The following is an 11,167-nucleotide window of genomic DNA, read 5'->3' as shown; positions in this document are numbered from 1 at the left end:
GGCTCAGGGTCGATAAAGAGCCAGCAGTTCGTCCACCTTTTTACGTGTGCCGCCGTTGCTGCTGATACTGCGCCGCACTTTAAGCTGAATACGATCGTTCGCCGCTTTGTACCACTCGCGAGTATCAGGCGTGTCATGGTTCGAAATTAACACCGTGATTTGCTTACTGACCAGCTTTTCCGCCATTTCAGCCAGATGAGCCTGCTCTTTCGGGCTGAAGCTGTTGGTGTGATAAGCGGTAAAATTCGCCGTGGCCGAGAGCGGGGCGTACGGCGGATCGCAATAGACCACAGAGTCCGCGTTCGCCATTTCCATACACTCTTCATACGAGATGCAATGGAACTCCGCTTTTTGTGCCTTTTCGGCAAAATGCTGCAGCTCGGCCAGCGGGAAGTAGGGGCGCTTGTAGCGGCCAAACGGCACGTTAAATTCACCCTTCAGATTGTACCGGCACAGGCCATTGTAGCCATGACGGTTCAGATACAAGAACAACTGCGCGCGACGGAACGCATCCGTGCTCTGGTTGAACTCGGCGCGGTACTGATAGTAGGCGTCCGGGTTGTTGTTCTCTGGGGTAAAGAGTTGACGCGCCGCATCGATATACTCATCTGTCTGAGTTTTAACGATGTTGTAGAGGGTAATGAGATCGCTGTTGATATCCGCAAGGATATAGCGAGAAAAGTCGGTGTTCAGGAACACCGACCCGGCGCCCACGAAGGGCTCGATAAGACACTCGCCTTTCGGCAGATGTTTATTAATATCGTCGAGCAGGGGGTATTTCCCCCCTGCCCATTTTAGAAAAGCGCGATTTTTTTTCATGCTGACTAACTAATTACACCTTCTCCGGCTGTGGAAAAAGCTCCGACAGCATCCTGCGCTTTAACCATTACTTCAAATCAGCCTGAACCTGATGAATCGGTTTCGCCCACGGGTTTTTCGCCTGAACATCCGCAGGTAACGTGGCAACTGCGCGTTTCGCTTCGTCTTTAGACGCGTACACACCGCTCACCAGCACATACCAGGGTTGTCCGTTGCGGGTCGTCTGATAAACCACATAGTTTTTCAGATTCGATTTCTTCGCCCAGCCGTTCAGATTGTCGTAGCTGGAAGAGCTGCTCAACTGAAGCGTGTAGTTGCTGGAAGGCGCTGATTTCAGCGAACCCACGTTGCCCGTAGATTTACCCGTAGCTGCAGCGCTGGCCGTTGCCGTCGCGGCTGGTGCAGGCGTGGCTGCTGGCGTTGAGGTCGTGGCCTTCGGTGCAGTCGTTGTCGCAGCAGGCGCTTTCACGGCTGCGGTTTCGGTCTGCTTAGGCTGTGCAACAGGTTTCGCTTCTGGCGCTTTCGCAACCGTCTGCGGTTTGGTTTCACGCTTCGGCTCAATGACAGCCTGTTTGCGCTCTGGTCGAGGCGCAGTCTGGGTCTGAGTCTGACGCGGTTTGGTTTCCGTTGCTGCGGTTTGCGGTTGAGCCGCGCCACCACGAATCGGAGCTACCGTCGCAGGCTCGGTTGGCAGCGTAGAGTTAGCCACTACGTTGTTCACCTGATCCTGACTCTGCGGTTGGGTCAGTGCGTTGTTCAGATCGCCCTGAACTTCTACACGCTGCTGGCCTTCTGGCGTAGCAGGCGTTTGACCCTGAGTTGGCGTTGAGGAGACAGGCGGCAGAGAAACATCCTGCGTTGCATTTGCAGTTGCAGTCTGCTCAGCAGATGTTGTGCCAGGCGCAGGCTGCGCACCATTGGCCTGATCGGCAGTGTCATTCCCCGAAAGATTAATGCTCTTTTCGGCAGAAGGCGTCTGCTCAGTGGAATCCGTTGACGGTGCTTTCAGCGCGGAGCCGATGCCGATAATCAGCAGCAGCAGGACAAACACGCCAAGGCCCATCATGATGTACTGGCGGGAAGCCGGTTTTTTGGCGGCCGCTTTACGTTTGCGTGGGCGACGCTCTACAGGCTCTTCGTCCATTGAATCTTCTTCGGACTCATAACCCTCTTCTTCTTCTCGCTCATCACGCGCATTGCGGCTGCGTGACGGACGACGATCGTCTGCATCCAAATCAACATCGTCAAAGTTGATTTGCGGCTCGTTATCACGTTCTGAAGATTGACGAGAACGACCAGTACGACGATCGCTGGGATCGGGTTTCAGCTCGTCTTCTGGTTTGAATTCATCCATTTAACACCCCACTCAAAGGCTCATGCTTACGACGTTGCATTGCACCTGAATCTAAATAGCCACCTTTGACAGTAGCCAGACCTTTCTAGTTGTTACGCCTGCTGGCAATCAGCAATCGCGCCAAGAACCACTTCGTGCGACACTCCGCCGCGCACTTCACTCTTCCCTATTGCCAGCGGGAGGACTAAACGCATCTCGCCAGCCAATACTTTTTTATCACGCATCATGTGGGGTAAATACGCTTGCGAAGACATCTCGCGTGGTCCCGTCACCGGTAAACCCGCGCGCTCCAGCAGCGTGATGATGCGTTGAGTCTCTTCTTTCGTGAACTGACCCAGACGTTCGGAGGTGCGAGCAGCCATGACCATGCCTGCAGCGACCGCTTCACCATGAAGCCAGTTGCCGTAGCCCATTTCGGCTTCAATCGCGTGACCGTACGTATGCCCCAGATTCAGTAAAGCACGTAAGCCGGTTTCCCGCTCGTCCGCTGCAACGACTTCTGCTTTCAGCTCACAACAACGGCGGATACAATACGCCAGCGCTTGACCGTCAAGGTTAAGCAGCGCATCCATGTTCTCTTCCAGCCAGGTGAAGAATTCACCGTCCAGAATAATGCCGTATTTGATCACTTCAGCAAGGCCTGACGCCAGTTCGCGTTTAGGCAGGGTTTTCAGACAGTCGAGATCCACCACCACCGAAGCGGGCTGATAGAACGCGCCAATCATGTTTTTGCCAAGCGGATGATTGACGGCCGTTTTGCCGCCAACTGAAGAGTCGACTTGCGAGAGTAACGTGGTAGGAATTTGAATAAAACGAACACCACGTTGATAACTTGCCGCAGCAAACCCCGTCAGATCGCCAACAACACCACCGCCCAGGGCAAGTAGTGTCGTATCGCGACCATGCGGTTTTTGCAGTAATGCGGTGAAGACGGTATCGAGTACCGCCAGGCTTTTATACTGCTCGCCATCAGGCAGAATCACACTGTCGACCTTCACACCTGCCTGTTCAAGCAGATGACGAATTTTGTCGAGATAAAGCGGAGCCAGAGTCTCGTTGGTGACCAGCATTGCCTGATCACCCGCTTTCAGTGGTAAGAAGGAAGCTGGATCGTTAAACAAGCCAGCCGCGATGGTGATAGGGTAACTACGTTCCCCGAGAGTAACTGTAATCCTCTCCATGACGCGACATCCACCTTAAATGCTTATACCCGTGGGCGAGTGTATATAAAGCCAGAATCAGTTGCTTTCCAGCATATGAATAATCTGGTTTGCAACCACTTTAGCGCTCTGATCGTCGGTACGAATGGTTACATCAGCAATCTCTTCGTACAGTGGATTGCGCTCACCGGCCAATGCTTCCAGAACTTCACGTGGAGGCGTTTCAACTTGCAGTAACGGGCGCTTTTTATCGCGCTGCGTCCGTGCCAGCTGTTTTTCGATGGTCGTCTCAAGATAGACCACAACGCCGCGGGCGGAGAGACGGTTACGAGTTTCGCGAGATTTTACAGAACCACCGCCCGTTGCCAGCACGATGCCCTGTTTTTCCGTAAGTTCATTGATAACTTTTTCTTCACGGTCACGGAAACCTTCTTCGCCTTCTACATCGAAGACCCAGCCCACATCAGCTCCGGTTCGTTTCTCAATCTCTTGATCAGAATCGTAAAATTCCATATTGAGTTGTTGAGCCAACTGGCGCCCAATAGTGCTTTTGCCGGCACCCATAGGCCCAACCAGAAAGATATTGCGTTTCTCTGCCATTTTTTCGGTACTACTAAGACTATTCGTTAATGGTAATCCCCGCTTCGCAGACACTCAGCGTAGCAGGACATGAACTGAAACCTCATATGCGATAGTGCGAGAGTCAGACTAAAAATTATCTCAGTAGTCCTGCTTGTTTGGCAACTGATTAAATCACCACGCCAGATGCTTAAAGCAACAAGAGGTAAGATTAGGAGAAGCTGAAACTCAAATCGGTACTCCTTGTATGCTAATTCATGCCCCACGTCAAACATCTGCAACAAACTGGCTGCAAAATCCTCGCGGGGATCGTTTCCATTATTGAATACTAATCAGACGCGGTGTGATGAAGACCACCAGCTCGCGCCGCTCGTTATCCTTGCCGTCGTGGCGAAAGAGTTGCCCCCCCCAGGGAAGTCCACCGAGACCCGGAATACTGTCACTGCCCGTTTTATTCTTTTGCGAGAAAATTCCCCCCAGCGCGAGTGTTTCACCGCTTTTTACTTCCACCTGCGTTTCGATTTCCTGTTTATCAATCGCCAGGGTTTCGCCATCGGCCTGCTGTAAAACCTGGCCAGGCATATTTTCGCTAATGTGTAACTTTAATCGCACGCGGCCATTTGGAAGCACCACGGGCGTCACTTCCATCCCCAGCACCGCCTCTTTGAACTCCACCGATGTCGCCCCGCTCTCACCGCTGGACACCTGATACGGAATTTCACTGCCCTGTTTGATACTGGCAGGCTGCATATGCGACGCCAATAGCCGTGGGCTGGCGATGATCTCCAGCTGCTGCTTTTGCTCCAGTGCCGACAGCTCCAGATCCAACAGCCTGCCGTCGATCCGTCCAATATTAAATCCGACGTGCGTTGTGGCGCTCGCCACTGACAAATCGGCACCCAGCGTGGTGACTTGTCCCGGTGAACCGGCACTCTGCGCCTCCGCCAGATTCCACTTCACCCCCAGTTCACGCAGGCTTTTTTCATTGATGGTGACGATATGGGCGGCGAGTTCCACCTGCGCCACGGGCAGGTCCATCTGTTCGACCCAGTGCTCTAGAGAATCGAGTACCACGGGGATATCCCGCACCAGCAGGCGGTTGGTGCGTTTATCCACGGAGAGACTGCCCTTGGGGCTGAGCTGTTTTTCCGCCGCTTTTTGCAGCTCGGTGACATCCGCGTAGGCTAAAGAGAGCGCGCGCGAGGAGAGCGGCACATTCAGTTTCTGCTGCGCCAGCTCCTCCTCTTTTCGCGTCTGCTGCTCACGTTGCCCAGCGGCAGTGTTGACATAGAAAATGCCGCCTTCTTCGCGCAGCACCAGTCCGGCGCTGGTCACGACGATGTGCAGCGCCTGCCGCCACGGGACATGGGTGAGATGCAGCGAAAGCGCGCCTTTCACGTCCGGTGCAACAATCAGATTGCGGCCCTCAAGCTCCACCAATGACTGTAAAATCTGCACCACAGGCACATCATCCACCGCCAGAGTGACGGGTTTTGGCACTGCGGCCCATGTTGGCATGCTGAGCATCATCAGCAGGATGATTCTCCTGAGTCGTTTCATTCTTCGTTCCCTCTCGTTGCCATCGCCACGTTTTCGGCTCGCATCCCTCGCCAAGCCCGACGACCATTTCCGTTTCATTGAATGTCAGCACCTGCCAGCCCGCAGGCAGTCGTTCGCCCTGCCGTATGCGATGCCAGCGATCCTGTTCATCCTTGACGATACCCACAGCGCTCCCGCTCTGGATCATCCCCTGATAGCGCCAGCGCGCTAATGCACCTGTGGCACAGCGATCGTCCGGCGGGCGAAAGGGGTCACGCATGCCGGTGAGCAGTGCCAGCGAACACAAAATCAGACAGCGCAGCTCAGTTCGCATCGGTGTTCTCCACCTGCAAAACCAGCTGTAACCGCGCCTCCTCCGGCTTAACGGAAAACCCGCTCACGGCCATCCCACGCTGCGCGAGCCGCGCAAACACGGCCGGAATCTGCGCCCAGTCCACTTTCAGCGTTAATTCACCCCCGTTCGCGACAGGCAGCCAGCGCACCAGCCGAACGCCGTCGGTTTGAAAATCCAGTGGAGAAAATGGCAGCGACGCGGGGATCACCGGCGCAGCCAAAACCGGATGCGGCTGCGCTTCACTCGCCCATAATTCAGCGCGCTCTGCGCCAGCCTGACTTCGCTTTGCCTCAAGCTGTGTCAGCTGCTGAATAACCGGTCGCACCAACAGCAGCCAGGCACCCAGCAGTATGGCGACGGTAAAAAGGCTCCAGCAGAACAGGCGCGTGCGCGGTAGAAACCCATACCAGCGTTCATAAAAGAGGCGCACGGTTCACCCCTGACTCGTGAGGGTAAAACTGAACGTCCAGCGTCCCTCAGCATCCTGCTGCATTTCACCCGCAGGCCCGAGAGTAAAACCCGGTAGTTGCCTGAGCGACGCCGCCAGTGCAGAAAGGGCGATGGGGGTTGCGGCAAACCCCGTCAACATCAGCCGAGGCTTCTGGTACTGAAGCTGTGTCAGCCACGCCTGCTCCGGCATCGCTGACGCCAGTGAAATCAACGATGATTGCCAGGCCTGTGTTTTCGCGCGCTGTACTCCGGCTTGCGGTGTTTGCGGGTGTGCTTTCTGCAGCGCCTGCCACTGCGCGCGATGGGCGTGCAGCTTTTGTTGAATCACGCGCTCACCCGCCAGATGCGCCTCAAGCGCCCGCACCTTAAGCCCCTCGCCGGTTCGCAGGCTTATCATCACGGCAAGGGAAAGTAGACAGGAGCCTGCAAACAGCCATACCCAAAAACGCCAGCAGGCTTGCTGTTTTTGATGGCGCCACGGCAAAAAGTTAGTCGTTGTCACTCGAAGAGTTCTCCCATCGCGAGGGCCAGAGCAACGGTAAATTCCGCGCCACATTCAGGCAGCGGCGGCTGAGAACGCGCCAGCAGGCTAAAAGGATCACGCGCTGCGCCGTCGAAGAGCGCGATATCCTCAGGGCTGAGCGCTAACAGGGCCGCCAGCTCAGCCACATCTTTCGCCTCATCCGCGCGTTTTCGCCCCCACTGGTGACGCATCGACCATAGCCAGTGCTGGCCGTCGCACCACGCCACGCACTGCGCGGGAGGGTCAAGAAGCGGCAGGAGATTCGCCAGCGCCGCAGCGTCGGGCGTGATCGCCGCCACATGCAGACGCAACGACTCCCCGAGCGTTAACAGCGCCGCCACCTCCTGGTTTTGTGCGGCTGTCACGTGAAAGGCACGACTAAAGGTGTCTTGCGTATAGTCAAAGCACAGCGCTTCTGGCGGCATTTCCAGTTCACGGGAGATCGCTGAGGCGATCCACGACGCCTGCTCACTGTCGCGTAACGTCAGCGCCGGAGCAGGCAGCGTCTTTTGCAGCGTGCGGGCGGCCGGAAATGCGATAAACAGGCGGTGGTAATGGGGCAGTGCCTGACTCCAGTCCTTAAGCGCCGCAACCAGTTGTTCCGGCTGGATAATTTTCCCGTCGCGGATAATTCCCGCCGGTAGCGGGATACGCCACCAGTGGCGCAGACACCACCCGGTCCGCTCCTGGGTGACTGAGACAGCCAGAACGCTATCTTGTTGAAGATGAAAACCTGTTCGCCACGTTTTGAAAGCCATACTTCACGATCTCCTTATCGCCCGTCAGGTGACGGCTCTATCAATGCTTCAGGCTTGCCTTTATACTACCGCGCGATTGTTTAGAAACTGCCCAAGTGAAACTAAATGGGAAATCTCCAGTGAAGTTCGTAAAGTATTTATTGATCCTTGCAGTCTGTTGCATTCTGCTGGGAGCAGGCTCGATTTATGGTTTGTACAAATATATTGAGCCGCAACTACCCGATGTCGCCACACTGCGTGATGTGCGACTCCAGATCCCAATGCAGGTCTATAGCGCCGATGGCGAGTTGATCGCCCAGTACGGCGAAAAACGACGTATCCCGCTGACCCTTAACCAGATTCCGCCGGTGATGGTGAAAGCCTTTATCGCCACGGAAGACAGCCGTTTTTACGAACACCATGGCGTCGATCCGGTGGGGATTTTCCGTGCCGCCAGCGTCGCGCTGTTCTCTGGTCGAGCCTCTCAAGGGGCGAGTACCATCACACAGCAGCTGGCGCGTAACTTCTTCCTCAGCCCGGAAAAAACCCTGACGCGTAAGATCAAAGAGGTGTTCCTTGCCATTCGCATCGAGCAACTGCTGAGCAAAGACGAGATCCTTGAGCTTTATCTCAACAAGATCTATCTGGGCTATCGCGCCTATGGCGTAGGTGCGGCGGCGCAGGTCTATTTCGGTAAACCTGTCGATCAGCTGACCTTAAGCGAGATGGCGACCATTGCCGGTCTGCCGAAAGCGCCGTCAACGTTCAACCCGCTCTACTCCCTCAACCGCGCCACTGCGCGTCGTAACGTGGTGTTGTCGCGCATGCTGAGCGAAGGCTACATCAGCCAGACTGAGTACGATCAGGCGCGCAACGACGCCATCGACGCCAACTATCACGCGCCGGAAATCGCTTTCTCTGCCCCCTATCTGACCGAAATGGTTCGACAGGAGATGGTCAGCCGTTACGGCGAGCAGGCGTATGAAGATGGCTACCGGATCACCACCACCATCACCCGCAAAGTGCAGCAGGCGGCACAGCAGGCGGTGCGTAACAATGTGATGGATTACGACATGCGCCACGGCTACCGTGGCCCGTCGAACGTGCTGTGGAAAGTGGGCGAAAGCGCATGGGACAGCAAAAAAATCATCGACTCTCTGAAAACGCTGCCGACCTACGGGCCGCTGCTGCCGGCAGTCGTCACCAGTGCCGATCCGCAGGAAGCCACCGCGATGATGGCCGACGGCACCTCCGTGTCGCTGCGCATGGACGGTATCCGCTGGGCGCGTCCGTACCGCTCTGATACAGCGCAAGGCCCGACGCCGCGTAAAGTGACCGATGCGGTGCAAACCGGACAGCAAATCTGGGTGCGTCAGGTGAACGACGCCTGGTGGCTGGCGCAGGTTCCCGACGTGAACTCTGCGCTGGTGTCGATCAATCCGCAAAACGGTGCCGTGATGGCGCTGGTCGGCGGCTTTGATTTCAACCAGAGCAAATTCAACCGTGCGACGCAGGCGCTGCGCCAGGTCGGCTCGAACATCAAACCGTTCCTGTACACCGCGGCGATGGATAAAGGTCTGACGCTGGCGAGTATTCTCAACGACGTACCGATTTCACGCTGGGATGCGGGTGCCGGTTCCGACTGGCAGCCGAAAAACTCCCCGCCGGAATATTCAGGCCCTATCCGTTTACGCCAGGGTCTGGGACAGTCCAAAAACGTGGTGATGGTTCGCGCGATGCGCGCAATGGGCGTCGATTACGCGGCAGAGTACCTGCAGCGCTTCGGCTTCCCGGCGCAAAATATTGTGCATACGGAATCGCTGGCTCTCGGCTCCGCCTCCTTTACGCCATTGCAGGTGGCGCGCGGTTACTCGGTGATGGCTAACGGCGGCTTCCTGGTCGACCCGTATTTCATCAGCAAGATTGAAAACGATCAGGGCGGCGTGCTGTTTGAGGCGAAACCGAAAATCGCCTGCCCGGAGTGCGATATTCCGGTGATTTATGGCGATACGCCAAAATCAAACGTGCTGGATAACAAAGATATGGAAGACGTTGCTCAGTCGCAGGAGCAGCAAAACGCCGTCGTTCCGCAGCCGCAGCTTGAGCAGGCAAACCAGGCGCTGGTCGCCCAAAGCGGCGCGCAGGAGTATGCACCGCACGTGATCAACACGCCGCTGTCGTTCCTGATCAAGAGCGCGCTGAACACCAACATCTTTGGGGAACCGGGCTGGCAGGGTACGGGCTGGCGCGCGGGGCGTGATTTGCAGCGCCACGATATCGGCGGTAAAACCGGCACCACCAACAGCTCGAAAGACGCCTGGTTCTCGGGTTACGGCCCGGGCGTGGTGACCTCCGTGTGGATTGGTTTTGACGATCACCGCCGCGATTTAGGTCGCACGACGGCATCCGGCGCGATTAAAGATCAGATTTCGGGTTATGAAGGCGGAGCGAAGAGTGCGCAGCCAGCCTGGGACGCTTACATGAAAGCGGTTCTTGAGGGCGTACCAGAGCAGCCGCTTACCCCTCCGCCAGGTATCGTGACGGTGAATATCGATCGCAGCACCGGTCAGTTAGCGAACGGTGGCAACAGCCGGGCAGAGTATTTCATCGAAGGCACGCAGCCGACCACACAGGCAGTGCATGAGGTGGGAACCGAGCTTATCGATAACGGCGAGACGCACGAGCTTTTCTAAGAAGTAAAATGCAAAACGGCTGCCTTAAGGCAGCCGTTTTTAACAATCCTGGCCGGGTAAGGTGATACACCACCCGGTTTTTTTACGCGCTACAGCCGACCCTGTCCTTTCAGCCATTCCCTCACCAGGAACAGCGCACTCACGTTACGCGCTTCGTTAAAATCGGGTTCTTCCAGCAGATCCATCAGATGCGCCAGTGGCCAGCGCACCTGCGGCAGCGGCTCAGGCTCATCCCCTTCCAGCTTCTCCGGATAGAGATCTTCTGCCAGCACGATATTCATTTTGCTGGAGAAATAGGACGGCGCCATGCTCAGCTTTTTCAAAAACGTCAGATCTTTTGCGCCAAAACCCACCTCTTCTTTCAGCTCGCGATTCGCCGCTTCAAAAACGGTTTCACCGGGATCAATAAGCCCTTTTGAGAAACCCAGCTCATAGGATTCTGTGCCCACCGCATATTCGTGGATCAGGATCAGGTGATCGTCCACAATGGGGATGATCATCACCGCCTCGCGCGTGGAGGGCCGCATACGTTCATATACGCGACGCACGCCGTTGCTGAACTCCAGGTCGACACTTTCCACCGTAAACAGGCGTGATTTGGCGACGGTTTCAACATTCAGAATGGTGGGCTTTTGTAAGGGTTTGCTCATCTTGATGGGTCTTTGCTGTGTGAACTGAGTGCATTGTGCGATACGCCGCACGGTTTCGGCAATGTCAATCGCTCTTTATTTACATTTTTGCAACGTATCGTGAGTTAATCCTCATTTCACAACAAAAGTCAAGAGGTTGAAATAACTCCAGGAATTTGCTGATATCCCGCCTTCGCTGCCTTTGCTATTATCTCCGGTCACTGGGATGCGCTTCAAAACGCTCAAGTTCGACTCCATACTTGCCGATAGCCAACCACAGAGACTCATTCACGGTAAAGGGTGCAACTGACAACACCTGAAGATAAGTA

The 11,167-nt window shown here is 55.8% G+C and carries 11 protein-coding genes; 1 reads left to right on the top strand and 10 read right to left on the bottom strand.

All coding sequences use genetic code 11. The features are described from left to right. Positions 1 to 3: 3 nt before the first annotated feature. The 9 genes from dam to F153LOC_RS16160 form a co-directional block, all read right to left on the bottom strand. The gene (gene dam / locus F153LOC_RS16205; protein WP_102105340.1) at positions 4 to 819 is read right to left on the bottom strand and encodes an adenine-specific DNA-methyltransferase; all 816 of its coding nucleotides are present in this window, start codon (positions 817 to 819) and stop codon (positions 4 to 6) included. 67 nt (positions 820 to 886) lie between these two features. Further along, the gene (gene damX / locus F153LOC_RS16200; protein WP_102105339.1) at positions 887 to 2,173 is read right to left on the bottom strand and encodes a cell division protein DamX; all 1,287 of its coding nucleotides are present in this window, start codon (positions 2,171 to 2,173) and stop codon (positions 887 to 889) included. Between the two features lie 92 nt (positions 2,174 to 2,265). Then, positions 2,266 to 3,354 carry a 3-dehydroquinate synthase gene (aroB, locus tag F153LOC_RS16195; protein WP_100778610.1) on the bottom strand — a complete coding sequence of 363 codons (1,089 nt, stop codon included), beginning with the start codon at positions 3,352 to 3,354 and terminating at the stop codon, positions 2,266 to 2,268. Positions 3,355 to 3,411: 57 nt separating this feature from the next. Beyond that, positions 3,412 to 3,933 carry a shikimate kinase AroK gene (gene aroK, locus F153LOC_RS16190; RefSeq protein WP_010436374.1) on the bottom strand — a complete coding sequence of 174 codons (522 nt, stop codon included), beginning with the start codon at positions 3,931 to 3,933 and terminating at the stop codon, positions 3,412 to 3,414. A gap of 297 nt (positions 3,934 to 4,230) precedes the next feature. Next, complete coding sequence (gene hofQ / locus F153LOC_RS16180) at positions 4,231 to 5,472, bottom strand: DNA uptake porin HofQ (RefSeq protein ID WP_102105338.1); 1,242 nt, start codon at positions 5,470 to 5,472, stop codon at positions 4,231 to 4,233. Continuing rightward, on the bottom strand, positions 5,381 to 5,785 hold the full coding sequence (locus tag F153LOC_RS16175; protein ID WP_102105337.1) for a HofP DNA utilization family protein: 405 nt from the start codon (positions 5,783 to 5,785) through the stop codon (positions 5,381 to 5,383). The genes hofQ and F153LOC_RS16175 overlap by 92 nt, the downstream gene beginning before the upstream one ends. Next, positions 5,775 to 6,236, bottom strand: coding sequence for a hypothetical protein (locus F153LOC_RS16170; RefSeq protein WP_102105336.1), 462 nt, complete (start codon positions 6,234 to 6,236; stop codon positions 5,775 to 5,777). The genes F153LOC_RS16175 and F153LOC_RS16170 overlap by 11 nt, the downstream gene beginning before the upstream one ends. Positions 6,237 to 6,239: 3 nt before the next feature. Then, positions 6,240 to 6,758 (bottom strand): PilN domain-containing protein, encoded by a 519-nt coding sequence (locus tag F153LOC_RS16165; protein WP_102105335.1) that lies wholly within the window; start codon positions 6,756 to 6,758, stop codon positions 6,240 to 6,242. Continuing rightward, complete coding sequence (locus F153LOC_RS16160) at positions 6,755 to 7,537, bottom strand: DNA utilization protein HofM (RefSeq protein WP_102105334.1); 783 nt, start codon at positions 7,535 to 7,537, stop codon at positions 6,755 to 6,757. The genes F153LOC_RS16165 and F153LOC_RS16160 overlap by 4 nt, the downstream gene beginning before the upstream one ends. A gap of 119 nt (positions 7,538 to 7,656) precedes the next feature. Between F153LOC_RS16160 and mrcA the strand changes: the two genes are divergently transcribed. Then, on the top strand, positions 7,657 to 10,209 hold the full coding sequence (mrcA, locus tag F153LOC_RS16155) for a peptidoglycan glycosyltransferase/peptidoglycan DD-transpeptidase MrcA (RefSeq protein ID WP_102105333.1): 2,553 nt from the start codon (positions 7,657 to 7,659) through the stop codon (positions 10,207 to 10,209). An 89-nt stretch (positions 10,210 to 10,298) separates the two neighbouring features. Here mrcA and nudE read toward each other — a convergent pair whose 3' ends face one another. Next, positions 10,299 to 10,859, bottom strand: a complete 561-nt coding sequence (gene nudE / locus F153LOC_RS16150; RefSeq protein WP_100778602.1) for an ADP compounds hydrolase NudE — start codon at positions 10,857 to 10,859, stop codon at positions 10,299 to 10,301. Positions 10,860 to 11,167: the final 308 nt, after the last annotated feature.

Source organism: Lelliottia sp. F153 (genome assembly GCF_002870005.1).
In the GTDB taxonomy this organism is placed as follows: domain Bacteria; phylum Pseudomonadota; class Gammaproteobacteria; order Enterobacterales; family Enterobacteriaceae; genus Enterobacter; species Enterobacter nimipressuralis.
This window is presented reverse-complemented; position numbering and strand designations above follow the sequence as displayed.